27 protein-coding genes are annotated in these 21,087 nt (G+C 60.4%); 11 read left to right on the forward strand and 16 right to left on the reverse strand.

The genetic code is table 11. The features are described 5' to 3' along the window. Positions 1 to 8 precede the first annotated feature (8 nt). The gene (locus JHW40_RS13540; RefSeq protein WP_090611339.1) at positions 9 to 566 is read right to left on the reverse strand and encodes a thioredoxin family protein; all 558 of its coding nucleotides are present in this window, start codon (positions 564 to 566) and stop codon (positions 9 to 11) included. Between the two features lie 462 nt (positions 567 to 1,028). Between JHW40_RS13540 and JHW40_RS13545 the strand changes: the two genes are divergently transcribed. The 3 genes from JHW40_RS13545 (at position 1,029) to JHW40_RS13555 (ending at position 2,606) form a co-directional block, all read left to right on the forward strand. After that, a complete protein-coding gene (locus JHW40_RS13545; RefSeq protein ID WP_272848990.1) occupies positions 1,029 to 1,616 on the forward strand; it encodes a DUF6634 family protein in 588 nt (195 codons plus the stop codon). Next, entirely contained in the window at positions 1,613 to 2,008 is a 396-nt protein-coding gene (tnpB, locus tag JHW40_RS13550) for an IS66 family insertion sequence element accessory protein TnpB (protein ID WP_090611338.1), read from the forward strand. Before JHW40_RS13545 ends, tnpB begins: the two co-directional genes overlap by 4 nt. A gap of 187 nt (positions 2,009 to 2,195) precedes the next feature. Beyond that, a complete protein-coding gene (locus JHW40_RS13555; RefSeq protein ID WP_244519144.1) occupies positions 2,196 to 2,606 on the forward strand; it encodes a metallophosphoesterase in 411 nt (136 codons plus the stop codon). A gap of 178 nt (positions 2,607 to 2,784) precedes the next feature. Here the strand turns inward: JHW40_RS13555 and JHW40_RS13560 are convergent, their stop codons facing one another. Both JHW40_RS13560 and JHW40_RS13565 read right to left on the reverse strand, forming a co-directional pair. Next, entirely contained in the window at positions 2,785 to 3,342 is a 558-nt protein-coding gene (locus tag JHW40_RS13560) for a hypothetical protein (protein WP_090611336.1), read from the reverse strand. After that, complete coding sequence (locus tag JHW40_RS13565; RefSeq protein WP_170851782.1) at positions 3,324 to 3,500, reverse strand: hypothetical protein; 177 nt, start codon at positions 3,498 to 3,500, stop codon at positions 3,324 to 3,326. The genes JHW40_RS13560 and JHW40_RS13565 overlap by 19 nt, the downstream gene beginning before the upstream one ends. A 428-nt stretch (positions 3,501 to 3,928) precedes the next feature. Between JHW40_RS13565 and JHW40_RS13570 the strand changes: the two genes are divergently transcribed. The 5 genes from JHW40_RS13570 (at position 3,929) to JHW40_RS13590 (ending at position 6,955) form a co-directional block, all read left to right on the forward strand. After that, complete coding sequence (locus tag JHW40_RS13570; protein ID WP_090611334.1) at positions 3,929 to 4,270, forward strand: helix-turn-helix transcriptional regulator; 342 nt, start codon at positions 3,929 to 3,931, stop codon at positions 4,268 to 4,270. A gap of 64 nt (positions 4,271 to 4,334) precedes the next feature. Next, positions 4,335 to 4,970 (forward strand): hypothetical protein, encoded by a 636-nt coding sequence (locus JHW40_RS13575; RefSeq protein ID WP_090611333.1) that lies wholly within the window; start codon positions 4,335 to 4,337, stop codon positions 4,968 to 4,970. A 5-nt stretch (positions 4,971 to 4,975) separates the two neighbouring features. Next, entirely contained in the window at positions 4,976 to 5,911 is a 936-nt protein-coding gene (locus tag JHW40_RS13580) for an ADP-ribosylglycohydrolase family protein (RefSeq protein WP_090611332.1), read from the forward strand. Between the two features lie 6 nt (positions 5,912 to 5,917). Further along, positions 5,918 to 6,652, forward strand: a complete 735-nt coding sequence (locus JHW40_RS13585; protein ID WP_139208140.1) for a hypothetical protein — start codon at positions 5,918 to 5,920, stop codon at positions 6,650 to 6,652. 150 nt (positions 6,653 to 6,802) lie between these two features. Continuing rightward, positions 6,803 to 6,955, forward strand: a complete 153-nt coding sequence (locus tag JHW40_RS13590; protein WP_170851781.1) for a hypothetical protein — start codon at positions 6,803 to 6,805, stop codon at positions 6,953 to 6,955. A 377-nt stretch (positions 6,956 to 7,332) separates the two neighbouring features. Here JHW40_RS13590 and JHW40_RS13595 read toward each other — a convergent pair whose 3' ends face one another. From JHW40_RS13595 to JHW40_RS13625, 7 genes are all read right to left on the reverse strand, one after another. Continuing rightward, positions 7,333 to 7,551, reverse strand: a complete 219-nt coding sequence (locus tag JHW40_RS13595; protein WP_090611330.1) for a hypothetical protein — start codon at positions 7,549 to 7,551, stop codon at positions 7,333 to 7,335. A 12-nt stretch (positions 7,552 to 7,563) separates the two neighbouring features. Beyond that, entirely contained in the window at positions 7,564 to 8,205 is a 642-nt protein-coding gene (locus JHW40_RS13600) for a lysozyme family protein (RefSeq protein WP_090611329.1), read from the reverse strand. A 113-nt stretch (positions 8,206 to 8,318) separates the two neighbouring features. Further along, positions 8,319 to 8,516: a hypothetical protein gene (locus tag JHW40_RS13605; protein ID WP_090611328.1), complete on the reverse strand. Its 198-nt coding sequence runs from the start codon at positions 8,514 to 8,516 to the stop codon at positions 8,319 to 8,321. A gap of 141 nt (positions 8,517 to 8,657) precedes the next feature. After that, positions 8,658 to 8,924, reverse strand: coding sequence for a hypothetical protein (locus JHW40_RS13610; protein ID WP_090611327.1), 267 nt, complete (start codon positions 8,922 to 8,924; stop codon positions 8,658 to 8,660). 75 nt (positions 8,925 to 8,999) lie between these two features. After that, positions 9,000 to 10,760, reverse strand: a complete 1,761-nt coding sequence (locus JHW40_RS13615) for a hypothetical protein (RefSeq protein ID WP_090611326.1) — start codon at positions 10,758 to 10,760, stop codon at positions 9,000 to 9,002. Next, positions 10,757 to 10,930 carry a hypothetical protein gene (locus tag JHW40_RS13620; protein WP_170851780.1) on the reverse strand — a complete coding sequence of 58 codons (174 nt, stop codon included), beginning with the start codon at positions 10,928 to 10,930 and terminating at the stop codon, positions 10,757 to 10,759. The genes JHW40_RS13615 and JHW40_RS13620 overlap by 4 nt, the downstream gene beginning before the upstream one ends. Further along, a complete protein-coding gene (locus tag JHW40_RS13625) occupies positions 10,930 to 12,120 on the reverse strand; it encodes a hypothetical protein (RefSeq protein WP_139208139.1) in 1,191 nt (396 codons plus the stop codon). Before JHW40_RS13625 ends, JHW40_RS13620 begins: the two co-directional genes overlap by 1 nt. 105 nt (positions 12,121 to 12,225) lie before the next feature. Here JHW40_RS13625 and JHW40_RS13630 point away from each other — a divergent pair, with 105 nt between their 5' ends. The 3 genes from JHW40_RS13630 to JHW40_RS13640 all read left to right on the forward strand — a co-directional run bounded on the left by JHW40_RS13630 (position 12,226) and on the right by JHW40_RS13640 (position 13,128). Continuing rightward, entirely contained in the window at positions 12,226 to 12,477 is a 252-nt protein-coding gene (locus JHW40_RS13630; RefSeq protein ID WP_090611324.1) for a hypothetical protein, read from the forward strand. 146 nt (positions 12,478 to 12,623) lie between these two features. Continuing rightward, the gene (locus JHW40_RS13635; protein WP_139208138.1) at positions 12,624 to 12,941 is read left to right on the forward strand and encodes a hypothetical protein; all 318 of its coding nucleotides are present in this window, start codon (positions 12,624 to 12,626) and stop codon (positions 12,939 to 12,941) included. Beyond that, on the forward strand, positions 12,934 to 13,128 hold the full coding sequence (locus tag JHW40_RS13640) for a hypothetical protein (protein ID WP_139208137.1): 195 nt from the start codon (positions 12,934 to 12,936) through the stop codon (positions 13,126 to 13,128). The genes JHW40_RS13635 and JHW40_RS13640 overlap by 8 nt, the downstream gene beginning before the upstream one ends. Here the strand turns inward: JHW40_RS13640 and JHW40_RS13645 are convergent. The 6 genes from JHW40_RS13645 to JHW40_RS13670 are packed head-to-tail and all read right to left on the reverse strand — an operon-like array spanning position 13,125 to position 21,087. Beyond that, positions 13,125 to 15,305 (reverse strand): hypothetical protein, encoded by a 2,181-nt coding sequence (locus tag JHW40_RS13645; RefSeq protein WP_090611323.1) that lies wholly within the window; start codon positions 15,303 to 15,305, stop codon positions 13,125 to 13,127. The two genes, JHW40_RS13640 and JHW40_RS13645, sit on opposite strands and share 4 nt — an antisense overlap. Next, entirely contained in the window at positions 15,302 to 17,083 is a 1,782-nt protein-coding gene (locus tag JHW40_RS13650) for a hypothetical protein (protein WP_139208136.1), read from the reverse strand. The genes JHW40_RS13645 and JHW40_RS13650 overlap by 4 nt, the downstream gene beginning before the upstream one ends. Then, complete coding sequence (locus JHW40_RS13655; RefSeq protein ID WP_090611321.1) at positions 17,083 to 18,423, reverse strand: tail fiber domain-containing protein; 1,341 nt, start codon at positions 18,421 to 18,423, stop codon at positions 17,083 to 17,085. Before JHW40_RS13655 ends, JHW40_RS13650 begins: the two co-directional genes overlap by 1 nt. After that, the gene (locus JHW40_RS13660) at positions 18,420 to 18,800 is read right to left on the reverse strand and encodes a GNAT family N-acetyltransferase (RefSeq protein ID WP_211657262.1); all 381 of its coding nucleotides are present in this window, start codon (positions 18,798 to 18,800) and stop codon (positions 18,420 to 18,422) included. Before JHW40_RS13660 ends, JHW40_RS13655 begins: the two co-directional genes overlap by 4 nt. Continuing rightward, positions 18,797 to 20,395 carry a hypothetical protein gene (locus JHW40_RS13665; RefSeq protein ID WP_090611320.1) on the reverse strand — a complete coding sequence of 533 codons (1,599 nt, stop codon included), beginning with the start codon at positions 20,393 to 20,395 and terminating at the stop codon, positions 18,797 to 18,799. The genes JHW40_RS13660 and JHW40_RS13665 overlap by 4 nt, the downstream gene beginning before the upstream one ends. Next, complete coding sequence (locus tag JHW40_RS13670) at positions 20,395 to 21,087, reverse strand: phage adaptor protein (protein WP_090611319.1); 693 nt, start codon at positions 21,085 to 21,087, stop codon at positions 20,395 to 20,397. Before JHW40_RS13670 ends, JHW40_RS13665 begins: the two co-directional genes overlap by 1 nt.

Here is a 21,087-nt window from a genome sequence, read left to right on the forward strand (position 1 = left end):
ACAAACTGTCATTCTGCTGTCTTCCATTTGATCGAGCAGCCCATGGACGCGATCTGCTCTCTTGGGCCTTGTCCGGTTTCCGCAATGAGTTTCATCGCCTCGAACAACTCGCGCCGCGCATTTTCCGGTCCTGCGCTGCGGGTCGAACTGTCAAGGCGGCCACGATACTGAAGCTGTCCATCCGCGTTGTAGCCAAAGAAATCAGGCGTGCATTCGGCGCCATAGGCCCGAGCCGTGGCCTGCGTATCATCATAGAGATAAGGAAAGGTAAATCCGCGCCGTTCCGCCAGATGCTTCATCTCCTCGGGGCCGTCCTGCGGGTATTCGGTCACATCATTCGCGGATATCGCCACTACGCCGATCCCGATCTGCTGCAACTCTTTGGCATCGCGGACGATACGGTCCATGATCGACTGGACATAGGGACAGTGGTTGCAGATGAACATGACCAGAGTGCCGCGCTCTCCGGCGATGTCGGTCAGTTTATGAATGCGTCCATCGGTGCCTTGCAGCGAGAAATCGTGCCAAGGGGCATCAAAGTCACAAACGGGCGGTGAAACAGCCATGAAGAACTCCGTCTTGTGGTAAGCATGACTTTACGACGGAACCGCATGGCCGCAAGCCGGGCAATGGTCGCACAGTGATGTCAGGCGGTAATTTTGATCCATAATACGGATTATTCACATTAAAGACTGACACCTCCCTGCTATTGTCCTACCCGCGAAATAATGACCATTTGAACCGACGGCCAAAAAGAAGCCATTTTGTCCGTTTCGGCGACCATTGGTTGGCCAAATGTTTGCCATTGGACCGTCGATCTAAGCGATATTGTTATATTTCAATCGCTTACTGTCATGACCGACTCTCTCGTTTTTACCTTCCAACCAGAGGCCGAGGCCAATGCGATACTCGATCCGCCCGATTGACGCAGCGGGAACATTTCAGCAACACCTCAGGCACTGACCAGCGATAGCCTCGGAGCACTGGCTGGCCAGCTACAATGTCGCCGCTGCTGCGTCGGAGAATCTTTGTTCCCTGAACGGCAGGTTATGCTGAAAGGTCCGCTGAAGATGCTGTCCTGTTCTATCAACTCACGCGCTCCGGCTGCCGAGCAACTGTCACCATCCCTTCACGGCCACTCAAAGGTCACAACAGGCCCTACGTCGATCACCGAAACGCATTTCGGGCGCATTCTTGCCTTGCTTTGCGCAGACCCGCCCTGCCCCAATGATCTCGCAGACGCAATCTTCCTTGAGGCTTGGCAGCCCTGCCTTTCCATGCAAGGGTTTCCTGCGCTTTGGGGGGTTCTGATGGATGATCCCCGCCTCGGGCGCCGCCCCGTGTTGACACCGCGACTGCTGGTGATTGACCGATCTGCTGGCTGGGCCCGCAGCTTGCAGGGCTTGATCCGTCTGGGTCTTTCCTTCGCCCAGCAACGGTCACGGGCACCCTCGCATTTGAACGGCATCGCGCGCCAGATAGGCATGATCGAGACCGCAGGCTATATGCCCATCGACCCGAGGATGCTGGAAAGTCTGCTTTCGGAATTTGCTCGGACTGTTCGCCTGATGCATGCCTGCCGGCCACCCCCTACCCTCTTGAGGGCTTCGCAGTGATTTCCCCCGCCGGCAGCTTCCGCATTTTCCTGTCATCCGAACCGATCGATTTCCGCAAGGGTATGGACGGGCTGGTGGCGCATGTCGCCAACCATTTCGAGCTCGATCCTTTCGATGGCGCCGTCTACGTGTTCCGCTCCCGCCGCGCCGACCGGCTGAAACTGCTGGTCTGGGACGGCACCGGCCTGGTGCTGACCATGAAGCGCCTGAACGGCGGGGGGTTCACCTGGCCGAAGCCGCAGGCCGGGCCGGTGGTGCTCACCAAGGTGCAGTTCGACGCGCTGTTCGATGGCATCGACTGGCGCGCCGTGACGGCGGCCTCGGTGCGCAAACCCTCGTTCCTCTGGCCAACCCAGAGATCGGGAGCTTCCTTCCGGTTTCCATCCGCATAGCGCCGGGCATGTCGTGCCACGGCTCCGATCCATCATGCCTGCTTTCGAAGGGTATATCCATGCTGTCCGCACATTCTCGCGACCAGGTCGCCGTTCCGCTCCCCATCATCACGCCGGCCAAGGCCGGCCACGCTACAGCCGGGCACGGTGCGCCCAACCCCATTCTCGCCGCAGGGGCGCGCGGCCAATGAACATCCTGATTACGGCCGACCTGCACCTCGACCTCTGGACCGACGCCGGGCGCGATCCGTTCGCTGGCATCCTGCCGGTGCTGCGTGACCTCGACGCGCTGATCATCGCGGGCGATCTGGCCAACGATCCGCAGCGGAATTGGCCCTGGGCGCTGTCCCGGATCGCGCGGCTGGTCTCGCCCGCACGGATCTGGGTCATTCCCGGCAACCATGACTATTACGGTGCCACGCTCGACGACGATGTTCTCGCCCGGATCACAGCGGAGGCCGGGGCGAACCTTGCCCAGAAGCGGGTCCTGACCTTCGGAAGCTACCGCCTGCTGTGCTGCACGCTCTGGACCGACTTCGCGCTGACCGGCGATCCGGAAACGGCTATGGACCGCGCGGCGATGGCAATGCCGGATTGACGCGGCGGACGCTTCAGCTGCCGCATGTCAGCCAAGGCACGAACCAGATGGCCCCGAACCCGCCGCTGCCAGACGGCTTTTTCCGCTACCTGCTGATTGAAGCGGGCGGCGACGAGTTTGCGTAGCCGCTCGATTTTTGGTGGCATGTCTCCATTTTTCGAGACCTTGGGTTCGTCCGTCATCTTCTTCTGCGGCTTTCCAGTTCCTCAAACACCCTCTTCATCTCCTCCCGACGTCTTGCCTCCACCTCGTCACACAGCGTCCACGGGTCCGGGCCGTCCCAATATTTCAGCAGGCGCTCCACCGTCTCATCAATGTAGTCGATCATGATTTCCCCAGACATCAGGTCAGCGTTCGGCAAAACGTTTATGTTGAAAACCTTTGCGACACTGTCCAATCGGTGCTTCTGAAACCGAACGCCTTGCGCATCGAAGCGAAAAAAGCCTGATCTGGCCAAAGTTGAATCTACCAGAAGTTTTGAGACTGGCCCCACTACGGGCAACTCGCCCCGGAAGACAGAGCGTCCGCCAACGCATTCGCCGTCGATCTTTTCATAGCCGAGATATTCCGCCATGGCGCAGGCAGGAGGCATGGCGTGTTCATATAACATATCTTCAGCCGGATAGTGTTCCAAGGCCTGTCCCGGCAACGCCGTCATCAACATTACGACGCCAGCGGCGGCAAGGACCTGCCAGCGTTTCCCTGCGCCCCGGCGGTTCAACTGAACCTCCGCCATGCCCAACGGATCGTCCGGTAGCAGAGCCACAGACCGACACCGATAATCCCGAGGAAAACAACAATGACCATCAGCATCGGGTCCACCGAAGCCAGATAAGCCAATGCGGCAATCGCTGCGGCAAGGCCGAGGACGAGGCGGAGCTGATCGGCGCTCATTGCGAAGCCGCCTCGTACGGGTGCAAACTCGTGAAGGCCATCATAGTCCCGCCCGCTGCTTGCATTCATTGGCACGGGTCCGCAGGTGGCCTGCGCGCGTGAGATCCGGTTGGATTGCCAAAGCTGCCGTTCCGACAATGGGAAACCACGACAGGCTACTGCGCGTCTGGCGGGCTTGCTTGTTCGCTGTCTCTTGCCGCTGCAGTTCCTCATGTATGGTGCTGCATGGCCAGATGGAGGGATGTGGCCGTGTCGCTGTTTCCGGGGCCGCAACGCAACCCGCCAAGACGGCAGTTGCCGCCAGAACCCCGGCCAGTTTGAACAGCATATCGACTATCTCCCTGAAAAATTGAAGCGTGCTACTAATATCCACTAAAAACAAAGCATAGTCGATTTATTTGGTCAAGGTATGAAGTCTACTTGGCGACATGGACAAAGACCTCAAGCGCTTCATCGCGGGCCAGCTTCGTGCCTACAGGCGCGCGGCGAAGCTGAACCAAGCCGAGCTTGCCGAGCGGATCGACCGCACCTCCGAGGCGATCTCGAACATCGAACGCGGCAAGAGCCTGCCCGCGCTGGACACGCTGATGGCGATATCGCAGACGCTCGGGGTGCCGATCCGTGAATTCTTCCCCGATCAGGGCTTTGACGACGACAAGAGCCCCAACCGACTGCGGTTGGAGGCCGAGGCGCAAGCCTCCTTGCGCAGCCTCAGCGACGAGCGCGCCAAGATCGCATTGGCACAACTGAAGGCGCTGGCGAGCGCGTAGGGCGGCAAGCGGATTTCGACTACCCCACGCAACCGCGAAACGCGCCGCAGACAACGGCGTCACGGTGGAACACAGCCCAGACGACTGGACCGACACCGGCTGGACCGCGACCAAGGGCGAAGCCAGCTGGACCCACGAACAGGCACCCATCGCCCTCGACGCCGCGATATTCGACGCCTTGATCCGGGCGGAATATCCGGCACTGACGCTGATCGAGGCAGACGGCCTCCAAGTCACGGCGGCGAACGACGAAGGCGAGGAAATCCGGCTGTTCCACGACGCCAAGCCGCCCAAGTCTACCGACCTCGCGGACATTCTCGACGCTGCCGATATCGCGGGCATCGACCCCGCCGAAGGCTACGAGGAAGACGACGATCGGAAGGGCGGATCAGTCGTCGATCCGGGCTACAAGCGCCAATACGCCGAGGACGGGCACCCGAACAACAACGGGGACTGGCTGGCAATGACGCTGGAAGATCTGGGCATCGTCACGCGCGAGGGAAAGAAGACCCGCACGGACGTCCAGACGCTGAACACGCTGTTTGCCGACAACGGCATCGTCACCGAGGATCGCAAATTCGGCGGGGCATTCCACGGCACCGCGCCCCGGTCCAACGGGTGGCAAGGCCGGTTCCGGATGAGCGGCAGGTTTGCAGTTTTTCGGCAGGCGTGCTTTTGTGGACCGCGTCAACAGCTTTAACGATCATGCCTGACACCGGACCAGATAATCGCGCCAAGGGTGCTTTGATTGGCCTCGCCATCGGGGATGCTCTCGGGGCGCCGGTCGAGTTCCAGCCGCGCGGCGGCTTTGCCCCCATCATCGGGATGCGGGCCGGGGGCCGATTCCGCCTGCCCGCAGGAGCATGGACGGATGACACCGCAATGGCCCTCTGTCTTGCCGAAAGCCTGCTTGCGAATCCGGACCTTGATGAACGGGATCTGCTCGAACGCTTTTGTCGATGGGCGCAGCATGGCGAAAACAGCAGCACGGGGGTTGCGGTCGGCATCGGCCAGATCACTCTGCGCCGTTTGGGCGACTTCCGGCGGACCGGATCACTTCATGCGGCCCCGAGAAGCCGGGGGGATGGCAATGGCGCGCTGATGCGGGTAGCCCCGGTGGCGATCCGCCATTTCCGCGATCCGCGAAAGGCTGCTGAAATCGCAATCCGGCAGAGCCGGACCACCCATGCCTCGGTGCTGTCCGAACAATGCTGTGCATTCAGCGTGCAGTTAATTAGTCGCCTTGTTCTTGGCGAGGAATGGAGCACCGCGCTTGCCGAGGCGCAGGTGGAACTACAGGCCCCAGAATTGCTGGCGATGCTTGATCGCTGCAACTCGGCAGGTGAGCCACCTTCTACTGGTTACGTCGTGGACACGCTGGAGGCTGCGCTTTGGGCGGTTTCCCGAACGCAGAGCTTCGAGGAGGCGCTGCTGGCGGCGGTCAACCTCGGCCACGACGCGGATACGGTCGGGGCCGTTGCTGGGCAGATCGCTGGTGCGCGATATGGGTCGGAGGCGATTCCGGTGGCGTGGGCGGAAACTCTCGTTCAGAGAGCGCGAATTGAAAAGCTGGCGGATCTGGTTCCCGGCTGTCATGCTGACCCCAAGAACGGCAAGACCCGCACAGCCGCAAGGAAGTAAAGAAGAATGGCAAGGACAGCTTTGAAACCGGCCGCTTGCGCCCTTGCCCTACTGATCGTCGCGCCCGCCGCCGCGACCCCGCCTGATATAGTCGATCTGCATGACGAGCTGTTCGGGATCGGGCTTGAGGAGGTCTTGGTCCTGCGCACCGTGACCGACAACATGGGCCTGCATGCCACCGGGCTGAGCACGGTGTTCCTAGCCGCGATTGACGGCGCGACGGGCGAGGAAACGCTGTGGCCTCTCTACCGTGCGCGCTTCGCCCCCGACCACGACCGCGATCCGACCGGCAATACGATGGGTATCGAGACATGGCCCCTGACAGATCCCGCCGACCCCTTCGCGATCCTGACCGAGCGCAAGGTCGTGCCCGCCGGGACGGCAGGCCTGCTCTGGCCGCAGGCGGGGACGGTGACGGTGACGCTGGATGCCGAAGGGCTTTCGGTCAGCCACGACGACGGCGCGTCGTTCCACTTGCCCGCCCCGCAACTGGCGGAGATTCTGGAACGCACCACCGGACAACTGGCCGAATTGGCGCAACCTTACAGCCGCCCGAATACGCTGACGCTTGCCGACCTGCTGGCTGGCCGCGACATTGCCCCCGATGGCTGCACGGCATCCGAGGACGCGTTGCTGCGCTTCCCGGCCCAGACCGCGCCGATCCAGCTCGTGCGCATCACCTGCGGCGACCCCGAGGAAGACTTCACCCTCTCGCGCCTCGTGGTGGTGCCCCAAGGCTAGCGGCAGGTAACCGTACGCGACACACATTTGGGTTGTCCCGCATTGTATCTCCGCTGCCACATTTTTGGCCTGAACCAGTTTCGCCCATTTTGTGTGCGTATTCTACGCCCTGCTACCCTGACTGCCAGCAACACAAGAGGAGCAGGATACATGCAACAGGACAAGAACGGCGCAGTCTGGGGAACGATCACGATGGCCATGCCGCAGTTGATCGAATGGCAGATCGAGGGCGGTGAGAACCGGTTGGAGGCGCAGCCTCAGGGAGTTCCTGGCTGCCTTGGCAACAGCCAGCGAGGGGCGTGAGGCCGTGTTGCGGCTTAACCTTGTGGTTTCCCTGTGACGCAGTTTCGCCGTAATCCGGTGACAGTAGGCCATGACACCGAGTGACCGTGCGGTGACCGCGGACATCTTCGGATATGGTGACAAGGTGTCAGACCCCGCCTCCAAGGGCGTCTAAGCACCTCGGAAGTATACTAAAAACGGCGCAGGGGAATGGTGGGCGGTGAGGGATTCGAACCCCCGACATCTTCGGTGTAAACAACTCGACCCTAGCGCAACCTACTGAAAACCATTGAAGGGAACGCTTTTTATTCGGGGGCCAATCGCTGTTTTCGCAATCTGTTCCGGTTCAGGTTGGTTCACTGAACCGGGGAGCACTTCGTAAATCGCCCACCATGTTTTCAGGTCACGCCGCCGAACTTCTTGGCGATCCGCGACCAGATGAACGTTCCAATGGCCAAACCGCCTCCAGCAGCAAGACCAACGCCGCCAGTGATGGCATCGGCAAGCGCGGGAATATTCAGGCAGGCATTGTCCGGCCCGGTCATGGTGATTGCGCCGGTCCAAGCCGTAGCGCCTGCGACGGCGTAGAACGCCACGCGAATAATGAGTGCCAGCATTTTGTGATCCTTTCACATGAAGAACACGAACGCCGCGATGATCGCGCCGCCGATGAGGATTGCGGGGATGGGCAGGAGTGAGCCTGCGGGGGCAGATGGCTTGGTGACCGCAGGGCTTCGGTATCGCTCACGGCAGATGGCCAGTGACCGCTCTACCTCTGCAATGGTGGCGTGGGCCTTGTTCAGCCCGTCGCCAGCATAGTAGGACTGACCGGCGAGGATCTGACGGCTCGCCCCTTTCATCGCGCTGGGGACGGGGAATGACGCCCATTCTTTTGCCAGCGCCAGCATCATATCGTCTGCATCTACCTGGCCATCCAGAAACCGCTGAAATCCTCTCTGCCTCAGCAGGTGCATGCCCATTTCATCCTGCGCGGCTTTGTCGAACTTCCGGGCGACATTGATGCCGGTCGCGGCTACGATGCCTTGCAGGGTCTTGCGGATGATCTGGTATTTTCCAGCCGCCGATGATTTCGCCCCGCGCGCCACGACATTGTTCTGCCACTCCATCACCTGCGCGATGGTCATGGCGGTCAGCGACACCGGGCGCAGGCTTTTCTGGATGCCGCCCCAGACGATTTCATAATCGCCGCGGCTCTCGTATTTGCCGATCAGGTCAAGGATCGGTTCGGCGTGTTTCAGGGTGAAGGCCATGGCAGTTCTCCATGAAAAAAGCCCGCGACAGAGGTGGTGCTCTGCGCGGGAGGTAATCGGGGTTTAGACCAGCTATTGCTGGGAGAAGTGGTGGTGCTCTGTAGTATTGGGGATTAGCGGATTGCGCGGCTGATCCGCTCCGTCAGCCAGATGCGGCGGCAGTGGTCACGCTCACCGAATGCCATATCCATGAGACGCAGGAACGCGCGCCGGGCCGCACAGTCGGGGGCGGCGTAGACGATGGCGCAGACAGGCCGCGCCCTGCCCGTCAGCAGCAGGCCGATAGCTGAGGAAACGCGCCAGTGCAGCATCGCAGCTTCCTTGATTAAGCAAAAATTCAGGTGGACAAAACATCCACGGATCGTGTAGGAAGGGGTGGGAGCGTTTCTTTTCCCCACCCGGTTCGCGATACCTGACCGCCAAGAAAGGTATCGCGAACTATATTTTCCTCATCATCTCGGCGGCTGGGTCTTATCGTCCCAATGAACAACGCGCCCACGGCCAAGCAGCGTCTTGATGTCGCGGTTCTGCTCGGCCAGCATGTCTTTCAGGTCGGCCAGCGTCTCGCGCGTGTCTGATCGCTCGCGGTCGATGCGCTGGTCCATCCGAATGAGATCCTTGGAGTTCGCGTTCACCCTGCCCTCCAATCGCACCAGCCATATCCCCAGCCCGATGAGCGCCATGATGACGGCCCCGAATTCCCGCAGCGCATCAAGCATGGCGGCTCCTGTTGCATGAAAAAACCCGCCGGTGAGGGCGGGTTGGGTTGGGTCAGCTTGTCGGCGGCTGTCTGGTCAGGCCTCGGCCATCGCAATCGCCGCCTGCGCCCATGCCCGAGCCGCCGCACGTTCTTCCGGCGCAGGGACATAATCGCAGATGCCGATGGCGGCGACGTGGCAGGACATTTCATCGACAGCGAACAGCCTGACGCTGACAGTTTCAGGGGAAACCCCTGAAACGATCATGGAATCTACTCCGTTGATCACGCCATGCATGCCCTCGGTATCCGTCCAGATTTCCAGTGTATACCATGTGGCAGCAGATGCACTGTCAGACGTGTCGCTCCCTACACCGGCTAAACCTATTTCAAATACACCTAAAAACCCATTATAGACTACATATATAGGCCCGTGGTCATTCCAGACGGGGGTGTCGATAGCCCTAAACCCAACTATGGCCGGGCTGCTGCCTTGGGGTAGGGCGCCGGGGATCATGAAGGATATGACCAAGTATCTATCTCCCAAGATCAGGTCGCCATCAAGGGCCTCACCTCCTGCGAATTTCAGCACCCCATCTTCAACGGTCGGCTGCGTCCCTGTCATACCCGTCAGGTCTGTCAGATCGTCAGCAGAAGCGGTGAACACAAATTCCGGCAGATCGCCCGGTTCCGGGTCGGGGTCAGGATCACCGCCGCCACCGGTATTGGGATTGGCCAGCGTCCAGTTCGGCATCGGGTCGCCATCGGATGGTTGCCACCGCAACGCCGCGCCCTCAGTTCCGCCCATCCCGACAGGCTCATATGCGGTCGCGATCTCCCATGCGATCTGCCAGAAATACTCTGCCAGAGCCTGCGGCACGGCAGGCTGCGGCCCGTCAAGGCTTTCCCATTCTGGCATGATCCAGACGTTTTCAGCCTCGGTCAGATTGACCTGATACAGGCAGGTCGCCACGAGGCACGACAGGCCATAACATGCGGTAGTGTCGGGATGAATATCATCCCCGAACAGTTCCTGAATATCCGTGATGCCCGGCACCAGATCATTCTGAATGTCGTCGTAAACACGTTCCATCCATTTGTGGCCGGGGAACATCCAAACGCGCCAGTCTTCGGGCAGCGACGGATAAAGCTGTTTCATCTTCCACGTCGCATAGTCTGCCATGTATTTGAAACTGTCCTCATATTCAGGCAGGCCGGTGCGGAACGTATATCCTGCCCAATCGCCGGACGGGATAGGGTTCTCGACGCTAGTTCCGGGGCCGTTCAGAGCAGGCCAGATCGACCACAGGATAACCTCGTTACCAGCGCCATTTTCGACGGTGTTGGCAGTGAACCGGCAGAAATAATCCAGCGTGTTGACCATACCTTCGCTGGTCGTGCGCGGGGGTGGACCGCCCTCGGTGATCATCAGGGTGTGGAATTGGCCGATATCTTCTACAGCGCGTTCGCCCACGCCGATCTCGTCATCGTGGTCCCACCGCCACATCAGATTACTGCCGGGGATGGTGGATTTTATGACGTTGCCCCACGTATCTGTATAGCCGACAGATTCAAGGATAGCCCTCATATTGCCGGGGAACGGTCCGATATGCACATAGGAGTCCGTCAGGCTGTGGCCGCTGTGGACCGACATGGTGGAATTGGTTGATGCCGCGCGGGCGAATTCGCCGTGTTCTGGGTCAGGACCCAACCCCTGAACGACAAACGGTGCGCCCAGATCAGACAGCACAATCGGGATGCCGCGACCGTTCCCCGCCACCTGCATCACAGGTGCGTTCCCCTCGACGGCCCGGACAGGGATGCCGCGACCGTTGGAGGCAATTACGACCGGGATCATTCGGGGGCCTCGTCGGCAACCCATTTGCCGCCGATCCATTCGTAACCAGCGCCGGGTTTCAGCGGAACGCGGATCGTGCCGTCAGGATAGCCGTCCAGAACGTTCTGCGAAGGCTCGCTGATGGCCTGCCAGTATCCGCGATCAGGGTGAAAAAATCCGACTTCTTCCATTAGCGCAACTCCGCCCAATGATTTATGTTTACGCCGCCGCCCTTTAGGTTGGCCCGGTAATAATGACCGTTAGGGACGATGAAACACGGCGACTGCCATCCGTCTATGTTCCCCGAACTCTCCCCGACCGTTATCCACGACCCGGTTCCTGTGGTGCTGACCTGATAGAGGCAGTTATGTGCTGAAATGCTGACCTGGATGGGTCGCCCGGTGGTGTTCTGGTAAACCGTGTTTACGCTGCGGCTCGGGGATGCCCACGATTGCAGGACGCCCATTGTCGCCTGCGCCACACGCAATGGCGTCATGACCTTGTTGTTGACCGCGCCAGCCTGCGCTTCGTTCACAGTGGCAGCGTCAATCGACAGGGTTCGGTTATTTTCCAGTGTCCCGCCGCCGGTCAGGCCTGCGCCTGCGGTGATGGTGGTGCCAGACCCCGCGAGATTGAAGTTCGCTTTCAATGGGCCTTCTGCGAGGCGGACATGAGATGATCCGTCCATCGCAATCAGTCTCGGCAACGTCATCGTGCCAGAGGCGAGCGGCAGAGGATTGAAATCAATCGACAGCGTCCGGTTTGACCCCAGATTTCCCCCGCCAGTCAGGCCAGTGCCGGTGTTGATCTGACGCGACGTTCGAACAACAGTCCCGTCAACCGCCAGCGTCCGATTGGCCGCGCCGCTGCCGCCACCCGTCAGGCCTGCGCCTGCGGTCAAGGTCCATGACTGTTGCATGTAACGGCCATCGCCAGAACCACGGGTTACGATATCCAGCGCCGTTGAAAGTGCTGTGCCGACATTCAAACGGGCCATCAGTGTCCCGCCAGCGACGAACCGGACGGCCTGTCCTGCGACCCAATTTATCCCATCGTCAGAGCTTCCGAACTGCAATCCCGGCGTTCCGTCAGACCCCTCTGGCACACGCAAAGGACCGCTCATCGTCCCGCCCGTCACTGGCACCACCTGATCGTATCGCGGTGCATGTCCAGCCGCGGTTGCCGCCGCCAGCCCAGTGATCCGGTTGCCGCCCATCGGCAGGTTGCCAGACATCCCCGCCGAGCCGTCGCGAGGCAGGCTGTCCGTCAGCGCCTGCGCGATATCCTCCAGTGGGGGGTTGTGCTGCGATGGCTGGATGATCTCGCCAGACACGGCGAAATATCCGGGCGGAAGCGTGTATTGGCCGGAAACGCGGGGCATTGGCTTCTCCATAAAAAAACCGCCCGGTCAGGGGCGGCGTGTTCTTCGATGTTCTGGGTGGGCGAATCGTCTCAGGGGCGATTATCTGGGGGAAAGGGGGATGACATGGCTGACAGTTTCGAAGGATGGGAAATTGCAGGATATCTGCTGTCCATATCAACTCTGAACAACCTTAGGGGATTAGGGGTCCTTGATGACGATCAGGTAGAAGCCATTTACGATGATGTATTGATGGCCCTTGAGGTCAATCAGGCTTCTTCTGGGTCTCGTGCCCCGGAGATTGCGGCTGCTCGCAGGCTGATCGAGATCCAGATCGAGCGCGACAGGCAGACCCGTCCCGAGGCAAGGCGGAAGTAAGCCTCTTCGCCAGATCAAGGCTGCTGCTGGATTCGCTCATATCCTATCCTTTCGATGGCTTCCCCTGCCCGTGATCTTCACTATATTGCGGGGATGTTCAGGCGAGGGGTTGTGATGAGAGGGTTGGTTTTGGATAGGGTTTCGGGATGACGTTGCGAGAATGGATAAAATCAAGTCTGGACTGGGCCGATGTCTTCTGGAGAACGGTCTCAAGCGAAAGCGTTCTTGACTGGCCTTTATCCTATTTTGCATACATCTTAATATTTGGATTTGTCGCACTTGTGGCTTTTTTGCTCATTGTCGCTGTGATTTCCGACACTTTATCAAACATACATAGGCAAGAAAAATATCGCACGATGGAAGCAGAAAGATTGGCGAAGGAAGATGCCGAAATGGAACGTCAGGAACGGGAGAACAGAGCCCTATCTGAACACGCCAAGTGGAGGGAGAGCAATAATGACTAATATTGCTTTCTGGCAAACAGTCGCCGCCGTGATCGTTGGCAATTCCCTTTTGGGGGTTACGGTTTATCTGATATGGCGAGTCAGTAAGGAAGAAAAGGGAATCGGACGAAGGGTGCCTTTATGGCTTTTCCCTGCCGCCATGATCGCTCCCGCCTTGGTCATACTGGCCGGTTTCACCCTGCCTTAATATGGGTTCCCTACCCTCTCCATTGAACGCATCAAGGCCTCCACCACCGCCGAACTTTTTGCATTCTGGATTTGGCGCTGAACAGCCGGGGCAACTGCCCCGCGAACATCACCGGACATGAGTAACCGGGCGATTTCCTCGCGCGTGGCGGTATTTCTGCCAGAAATAGCGTTTAGGGCCGCGTCTCCAAGCTGAGACGCTGCCGCCCCCCACCGTCCAGACAGCAGATTGATGACGGGGTTTGCGCTAAGCGACGAAATATCTGCCTCATCAGCAAGGTTATCTGCCGTCATCGATCCACCGCTTGCCGCGTTCGCGGTTCGGAACATATCGTTCTCGCGCGTGATCTGGCGTTGCAGCAATTCTGGATCCCGGGCCATCGCCCCTAGTTCGGCCCTCGACCCTTCGGAAAGCAATGGCCGAGCATTGTTTACGCCCGGCGCGGCATTTTCCAGCCTGCCCATGATCGGGTCGGCATACCCGGATCGGAATGCGGCCTGCTCGTCCATCGACAGGGCGTTGTAAGACGAGAGAGTATTATCAACCCTCGCGCTAGGCCGTGTCGCGGCAGACCCGGCATCGATCTGATCAATCACCCTGGATGATCTGGCAAAATCATCATTCGCCTGCCGGTAAGCGGGACTGGCGGATTCCAGAGCCTCATCAAGTTGAGCGGAAATCCGTCCGAGTTCTCTGGCTTCATTATTCCGTCCTGCACGAACCGCCGCGCCGATATCATCCTGAATGGACTGCTTGACACCCAGAACCCTGTCGAAATCCGACAGTTCGACCGAGGATGCCCCTTGATAAGCCTCTCCACCCGGCTGCGATGCAAGGCGCGACCGATAGCGCGACAACGTGGCGTCGATACCGTCACCAGTGACCCCGCTGCCCTGCATCGGCCCGATGCGGTCATCAATGGCTGCCAGCGCGCCGCGCACATCCACCGGCCCCGCGCCCTGTCTGGCTGCGTCATATGCCACATCAGCCGCGCGACCTCTCGCGCCAGTCAGTCGGCCTCTAACCTGTTCGGCGGTCATGCCGGTGAAATCAGCGGGGTTGTTTCCGGGAATGACAGGCAGGTTTCCGGTATTGCGAGGTGCGTTCAGGCCCTCATCCAGAAAACCACCGATGCGTCGGGCTTGACCATCCTGACGACTGGCGAGGTGTTCAATGATCTGCTGCCGACCATCGCCCGGCGTCCGTGCCGCCCCTGCGAGCATCCGCTGGCCGGAATAGCCAGTCGCATCGGCAACCGAATACATCGGCTGCCCTTCAATCGATGCCTGACGCAGCGCCGCGTCGATTTCATCAAGGCTACGGCCAGAACGATCAACTGCCGACTGAACTGCGCGGCTGGCGCGGACTTGGCTGGGCGCGGATCTGGCAGATGCGATAGGGCCACCAAGGGCATAATCGAACGCCCTCCTTCCTCCTTCAATAGCTATGGGGGAGAGGGCACCTGTTCCAGCACCAATAAGCGCCCCTCTGCCAGCATTTGAGAACCTGTTTTCGACGCCTTCTCCAGTTCCAAATCCATATAATGCCCCTTCTGCTCCACCTATCGCGGCACCTTGAGCCACGCGTCCGCCAAGGGTCGGGGCAGCCCTTACGCCAAGCGCAGTAGCGCCACCGATGGATGACAGCGCGCCACCGCCGATTTCCGACCCGTAGGCGATGACAGGATGGTTCTCGCGAGCAGAGGCCAGATCCGACCGCATCGAGGCCAGCGCGTAATCCCGGTTCTGCTCGTAGGTTCCGGGTCCGGTCATGCCGTAAAGCCCGCCGACGACTTCATCCATCGTCCCGAAGCTGACACCCTGACCCAGACCCTGCGCAGCGGCGTCCAGACGGCCACGCCCCTGCCGCAGGTCCATATCCTCCATGCGACCGGTTGCCGGGTTGAATGCCACGCTATCAGGCGCAGTGCCATCCTGCGTGGCGGCATAGGACGCTTCACGCAACAGCCGGTCAGCAGTTTCATAGTCGCCCGCCGCCTCGGCCTGCTTGTATTGGTCCATCAACTGCTGAGACTGCGGGCGCTCAGCAGGAACATCAGGTTCTGGCGTGGCGGTATTCGGCGCGAACGCTTGCCGCATCACCCGGTCAATGGTGGCATCATCGGTTCCATCAGGAAACTGGATGATGGTTCCGTCCGGCGCTTGGATCTGGATCATTGCAGGCCTCCGTCAGGCGTCCATGTGCGAACGGCAGGCTGCCCCCCGGCCTGTGGTGCCGGTTGCGCCTGTGGTGCCGGTTGGGCTTGCGGCACAGCCTGTCCCGATTGGTTCCGCTCGATCCACATCGCAAGCGTGTTCCCCGGCGTTGAAAGGAAGCTTGCGGCGTCCATCATCGTAATCATCGCCATTTCCTGCGCATGCTTCTTGCGCTCCAGCCAGCTACGCAGTTCAGCGGGCCGCAGATCACGCGGCATGGCCGTATCTAGAGCGAAGGCCATCTCGCCCTCGGACAGCGCGCCGAAGGTGGTGGCACCGATGATATCGAGGCCCATCTTGTTCGCGGCATTGTTCAGGCTGGCCGATGCCTCGGTGATGTTCGGCAGGTATTTGGCGAATGTCCCCGACTTCGCCCCGCTATCAATCGCCGAAATGGCCTCATCGATGTTGCTGATTGCCGTGCGGACCTTTCCGGCTTCCTCGTAAGCCTCGCGGCCCATCTCGATTGCCATTTTACCGGCCTGTTCAGCCCCTGCGGCGGTCCCGCCCAGTTCGATATCTGCGCCCAGCGTTCCCTCACGTCGGCCGCCATAGATCGCTCGCTGGTTCTGAACGCCATAATCCCTCGCCGCGCGGATCGCATCAGCGGCGGCTTGCCCGGTCAGTACCTCGCCGGTTGGCGACGTGACGCGAGGGCTTCCGTCGCTCATCACGGTGACAATAGTCCCGTCATCGAGGATGTCACTGGACTGCACCCGGCTGTCACGGCCAAGGCCCATGCGATCCTGTTCAAGATTGAACTGCGCTTTCTGCAACTGCGCCTGATACATCGGATCTGACTGTCGCAACTGCTGCTGATACGACATGTTTCCGCGCTGCATCTCCTGCCCCATCAGCGCCTCCATGACCGGGCCGTATTTCTGCGCAACCCACGGGTTGCCCATAGCCTGCGCCAGAGCGCCCACGACAGGAGAGGGGCCTTGCTGGGGCATGCCACCTCCAGACATTCCTCCGGTTGCCACACCACCGCCATGCCGCGCTGCATAGTCGCGCAGGCTGGTCCCGAAGCTATCGGAGGGGTTGCTTGCCCCTCCGCTTTCGAGGAACCGCTTTGCCCCGCCGATGCCGCCGAGATGGGCCATTGCTCGGATGCCGTCCTGCGTGATCGGAACGCCGCCGACCTCTTGACCGACAAAGTTGTTCAGACCCATTCTGTCGGCTTGCTGGTCAATATCGGCAAAATGCCAGTTTTCGACCGACTGCTGAACCTCTGGCGGCTGCTGCGCGAACTGCTGCGGCGTCATTGCGGGGATTACACCGGCATTGGCCGCGTCCTGCAACCGTGCATGGCCGAACTGCAAGCGTCCGCCGTGCCCGCGCCCGCCTGCGCCCTGTTCATCGTTCAGAGCATTCCAATTGCCACCGCTTTCTGTCTCGATCAACGATGCAGGAAACGCGCCACTAGACGTTGTGGCGACTGGTGACGGCTGCTGCATCGTCACCTGATCGCCGCCCAAAAGCGCCGCAAGAACCGGGTTAGACTGGATCGCCTCATCTGCGGAAGCCAGTCCGGATGTCTCCTGCCGCCCTGCTCTGATATTCCCCCGGTATCCGCCGTAAGCGTCAACCAGCCGCGCCAAACCCGCGGACCAATGTGCGACGGGAGAAGTGTCAGAGCCGCGCTGCGCAGCCAGTCCGGACGACTGGCGAAGGCGTTCAACCTGTTCAGGGGTTAACTGTTCTTCTCCGGGAACGGATAGTGTGGGAAGTAGAGCCATCAGTTAACCCTCGAATAATCAACTTTCAGGAAGCCGCTTTCGTCCTGAATGGCCGCTTCCGGCACATCCTGAGCCATTACGCCCATCATCACCGGGCCACCCCAGATATAGCGATAGGTATAAACCGGGACGCCCCCATCGGTCGTGCCGACACGCTGAACATCAGTTTTCAGGCGTTCATCGGAGAATAGAGCGCCGAAGCCGCCAGCATTTCCAGCAGCGCCAAGCAAGGACCCGCCAAGGCCGAACAATCCACCCATAGCCCCCTGCGATGCGCCGAGACGGTTCTGATAGTCCTGCTGTATCATCCCAGCGATGTTTGTATTTGCCACCCCTGTCTGCGGCGTGGCGGCACTCATCTGCGCCGGGTTGCTCACCTGCGATCCGCTCAACAGCGCGGTAATTTCATTCAGAGGCTGGTTTCGCTGCGCGAACTGCTCTGCCACTCCCTGCTGGCGGGCTGCGTTGTTGAACCCGGCCTGACCAGCCACAGCCGCGTTCTGCGCCTGCTGTGCGCCCATGCCGAACATGCCCTGCTGTGCCAGCGCGTCATTACCGAACTGCGCCCCTGCAAGCTGCGCTGCGTTCTCTGCGCCGAACCGGCCAAGGATGCTGTCATTGCCGAACATCGCCGCCTGCCGCGACATGTCGACCATGCGCTGCTGTTCCTGACCGCCTGCCATGATGGTGGCCATGCGCGCATCAGTGTTCTGGCGCTGCATCCGCTCCATTTCGGCATTCCAGGCGGCTGAGCCTTCCTTGATGCCCTTGTTCGCCAGCGTGGTGCGCATCTGCGCTTCCTGCGCCGACCGATCACCCGCCGTCCGATCCCACAGCGCATCCTCATACCGCTGCCGGTCTGCGCTGAAATCGTCAGCCCCGGCGTAGCTGGTCGCATAGCCCGGCCCGACGCTGGTTTGCAGGCCCGCATCGGTTTGCAGGCCCAGATTGCCGTTGAAATTCGGGTTGTATCCCGGACCATAGGACGATTGCAGGCCGGGAACGCCTGACAGGTCAATGCCGCCCTTGAGGTAGTCTGTCAGAAATCCTGACTGGTCCTGCGCGATCTGGGCGAGGTTCTGCTCTGCAGCCTGTGTCCGATCAAAGATGGCCTGCTGCGACGGTGACAGGTTCGTCGTCTGGGTGTATTTCGGCGTGGTGACGACATTGCCCTGCGAGTCGGTGAAGGTGTTTTCGCCGGTCTGGTCATAGATGGTCGATCCCCACGGATTTACCGTGTCGATCATGTTCATCTGGCCCTGAGTGATCGCGGTATCCCTGTTCATCCCCGCTTGCGCTTGGGCGGTGTCATAGGGATCGGGAGCCTTTGGCGCTTTCATCGGTATCTCCACTCATTCCGGGCGAACCCGATCATCACCCCGTCCCGGCCATCGCCGAACAGGTCTCGCATATGCCCTTCGACGCGCCCGCCGATCCTCTCGGCAAGCGCCACGACTTTCTCTTGTTCCGTCACAGCCGAAATCCTCAGGCAGCCAAGCTGGCCGAACGCATATTCACCCACGGCCCGCAGCAAAGCGCGGCTCCAGCCGTAACCCCCAACGGTCATATGAATGTCAGGGCCGGTGAAGTCGTTAAACACGACGCCAGCGATGACTTGGCCGTCTTTCTCGATGCCAATGCAGGTGTATGGCGGTATGATCGGACGCCCTATCGATCGCTCGACAAGCTGGACGACCCGCGCGTCAGTGACGATCACGAGATCAGGCCCGCCGTCTCGAAAAGCGCGTCCAAACGGATCAACTCCACGTCCAGCGGCGTCACGTCACCGCTCGTCACCTGCAAGCAGACAGAGACATCCTGACCTGATCCGCCAAGCGAAACCCACCGTCCGGTGACAACCTCACTCGCGCTTTCACCCCATTGGGACTCACCCCAGATGCCAGCACCCCAGACTCCGCCAGACGCAAATTCGGCCGCATTCGGGGGTGGTGGCGTTGCGGTGCTGAAATCGAATTTCGCGGTCAGTTTCTCCAGCGCCGGATATCGCGACCGTTTCACCACGCGACCGTTGCGGGCGATCTTTCGGGATGCAGGCGCGCCCAGATCCTCATAAAGAGGGATGCAAACCCCGACATATGGCTGTGCGTCACCATCGACACCCGAGACATTGCCGATCCACAGATTGCCCGCGATATCGCCGAAATGCAGTTGGCCGTTGAATGTCTCCATCGCAGCCATGTCCCAGCCGGTGAAGCGGCACCACGCCCCAGTGTTGGCATTGGCCACAAACGCAACGCGATCCTCCGAAGCCAGACGCGGCGGCGAGACGACCACCATCTTGCCCTCCGGCCAGATGAAGCACCGCCAATTCTGCATGCCACGCTCGTTCAGCATGGCTGACCACGCCTCCTCAATGGGATAGCTGACCGCAGCATTCCCCAGCGCCGCCAGATCGCGCCGTGACGCCTCTGCCAGACTGATAAGCCCCACGCTCGTCGCAATCAGAAGATCGCCGCCAGCGCGCACGAAAGCCCGCGTTCCAAGCGGCTTGCCGATCCGGTAAAGACCAGCCTTGTTCCAATCGCTGGCGCTGGCCGGGTTCTGTCCCTGATAGGCCAGCACCTCGCCCTCGGTGGTGGTGAACACGCATTGCTCTGACAAGCCACCAGAGCCGCCGCTGGACAGGGACCACGACTGGCCCCACAGCAGGACGCCGCCGCGCTCGAATACACCCCCGAGAGGCATTTCCTCCAACTCTCCGACCACCTCATCAACCGGTAGATACCACGCCGACATGCTGTCTCTCTGGATGAACCACAGCCGACCGGCATAGAGCCAGATAAAGGCCAGATCAGATGTGCTGGCCGTTGACCCGCTCGGGAACTCGATGCCGCTGCCCATGTCGGAAATCGGCCCAAATGTCGTGCCGTCATACACCCACGGCTCATCTACGCCATTCACGCCGATCAGGAATGTCCCCCCGGCAGTCGTGATCTGCTGGACATGCCAATCACCGCTGGTCAGGCCGGAATACACGCTGACAGCCGGATCAGACGACACGTCGAATATCTCGGTTTCCGACGCCGCAAAAAGACGAGTAGCCGCGCCAGAGACATAACGAAACATGGTCCGAACCGGGCCAGAGTCGATATTGTAACGCAGATCAGATCCGCGCCGCAGCAAGATGCCGGTCGATGTGGGAAACCAGTTGTCCAGCACCATGGCCCCCGGCGCTAGATTGGGGTCCCGACCGATGGCCAGCGACCTGTTGGCGATCCAGCCGCCAGTCGGTGCCGGGAAGTTGACCGGGCGGCTCTTGCCGGGCTTGCGCCGCTGCGTCGGGCTGCGCATCAGGAACCTAGCGCCCACGGATAGGCGATCCCGACATCGGCTCGCCGGGTCCGGGTTTCACGGATGACGCGCGCACCCTTGTCCCGCGCCTGCTCTTTTTGCAGCGCCAGTTCAAAGGTTGCCATGTCCTCGGAGTAATCCAGACCCTTCTGGGCCTTCCACCGCCAGATCAGGCCCAATGTCAGCAAACGGCCATCCAGAACAAACTCATCATCGTCCGCCGTGAATTGAGCCTTCGGCTGTCCGCTTTCCGAACGCGCCCATTGATTGGAAATATACGGAAACGCCGCCTGATCAGTCGGGGCCGGATAGAACTGGAATTCCCCGCCAATGATGATCCATCCACCGGGCTGCACCAGGCCATACCCGCCATTGACGAACTGCATCCACTCATTGACTGACCGGAAGGGGTGATAGCCCCAGAACCAATTGGCCACGTCATCGACAGCAGACGACCCGACCATGCGATCATAGTCCGCAGGCTTCGGGAATGCGGTCTGCACCCCGTCGCCCGTGATCGTGTGGACTTTGGTCAGGTCGCGCCAGTCATGGCCTTTCGCGATATCCGCCGCGACCTCGTTTGCCAGATCCGCCATTTCAAGCGCCACCTGATCCGACGACGAATATGCCTCGGTGATGGTCGTTCCGGATGTCCGAAGGACAGCGCGCTTGATGCTGGCGAATACGGTCAT

Origin of the sequence: Paracoccus alcaliphilus, assembly GCF_028553725.1 — a bacterium.
In the GTDB taxonomy this organism is placed as follows: domain Bacteria; phylum Pseudomonadota; class Alphaproteobacteria; order Rhodobacterales; family Rhodobacteraceae; genus Paracoccus; species Paracoccus alcaliphilus.

Bases quoted from the DNA above. Each gene is read 5' to 3' on its own strand.
- JHW40_RS13625 (WP_139208139.1), bottom strand. From the start codon at position 12,120: ATGCCCCGCGTTTCCGGCCAATACACGCTTCCGCCCGGATATTTCGCC.
- JHW40_RS13640 (WP_139208137.1), top strand. From the start codon at position 12,934: ATGACTAATATTGCTTTCTGGCAAACAGTCGCCGCCGTGATCGTTGGC.
- JHW40_RS13595 (WP_090611330.1), bottom strand. From the start codon at position 7,551: ATGCTGGCACTCATTATTCGCGTGGCGTTCTACGCCGTCGCAGGCGCT.
- JHW40_RS13665 (WP_090611320.1), bottom strand. From the start codon at position 20,395: ATGCGCAGCCCGACGCAGCGGCGCAAGCCCGGCAAGAGCCGCCCGGTC.
- JHW40_RS13590 (WP_170851781.1), top strand. From the start codon at position 6,803: ATGCAACAGGACAAGAACGGCGCAGTCTGGGGAACGATCACGATGGCC.
- JHW40_RS13570 (WP_090611334.1), top strand. From the start codon at position 3,929: ATGGACAAAGACCTCAAGCGCTTCATCGCGGGCCAGCTTCGTGCCTAC.
- JHW40_RS13585 (WP_139208140.1), top strand. From the start codon at position 5,918: ATGGCAAGGACAGCTTTGAAACCGGCCGCTTGCGCCCTTGCCCTACTG.
- JHW40_RS13610 (WP_090611327.1), bottom strand. From the start codon at position 8,924: ATGCTTGATGCGCTGCGGGAATTCGGGGCCGTCATCATGGCGCTCATC.
- JHW40_RS13655 (WP_090611321.1), bottom strand. From the start codon at position 18,423: ATGAAAGCGCCAAAGGCTCCCGATCCCTATGACACCGCCCAAGCGCAA.
- JHW40_RS13635 (WP_139208138.1), top strand. From the start codon at position 12,624: ATGACGTTGCGAGAATGGATAAAATCAAGTCTGGACTGGGCCGATGTC.
- JHW40_RS13620 (WP_170851780.1), bottom strand. From the start codon at position 10,930: ATGGAAGAAGTCGGATTTTTTCACCCTGATCGCGGATACTGGCAGGCC.
- JHW40_RS13630 (WP_090611324.1), top strand. From the start codon at position 12,226: ATGGCTGACAGTTTCGAAGGATGGGAAATTGCAGGATATCTGCTGTCC.
- JHW40_RS13605 (WP_090611328.1), bottom strand. From the start codon at position 8,516: ATGCTGCACTGGCGCGTTTCCTCAGCTATCGGCCTGCTGCTGACGGGC.
- JHW40_RS13650 (WP_139208136.1), bottom strand. From the start codon at position 17,083: ATGGCTCTACTTCCCACACTATCCGTTCCCGGAGAAGAACAGTTAACC.
- JHW40_RS13540 (WP_090611339.1), bottom strand. From the start codon at position 566: ATGGCTGTTTCACCGCCCGTTTGTGACTTTGATGCCCCTTGGCACGAT.
- JHW40_RS13565 (WP_170851782.1), bottom strand. From the start codon at position 3,500: ATGAGCGCCGATCAGCTCCGCCTCGTCCTCGGCCTTGCCGCAGCGATT.
- JHW40_RS13670 (WP_090611319.1), bottom strand. From the start codon at position 21,087: ATGACCGTATTCGCCAGCATCAAGCGCGCTGTCCTTCGGACATCCGGA.
- JHW40_RS13555 (WP_244519144.1), top strand. From the start codon at position 2,196: ATGAACATCCTGATTACGGCCGACCTGCACCTCGACCTCTGGACCGAC.
- JHW40_RS13560 (WP_090611336.1), bottom strand. From the start codon at position 3,342: ATGGCGGAGGTTCAGTTGAACCGCCGGGGCGCAGGGAAACGCTGGCAG.
- JHW40_RS13580 (WP_090611332.1), top strand. From the start codon at position 4,976: ATGCCTGACACCGGACCAGATAATCGCGCCAAGGGTGCTTTGATTGGC.
- JHW40_RS13600 (WP_090611329.1), bottom strand. From the start codon at position 8,205: ATGGCCTTCACCCTGAAACACGCCGAACCGATCCTTGACCTGATCGGC.
- JHW40_RS13615 (WP_090611326.1), bottom strand. From the start codon at position 10,760: ATGATCCCGGTCGTAATTGCCTCCAACGGTCGCGGCATCCCTGTCCGG.
- JHW40_RS13645 (WP_090611323.1), bottom strand. From the start codon at position 15,305: ATGATCCAGATCCAAGCGCCGGACGGAACCATCATCCAGTTTCCTGAT.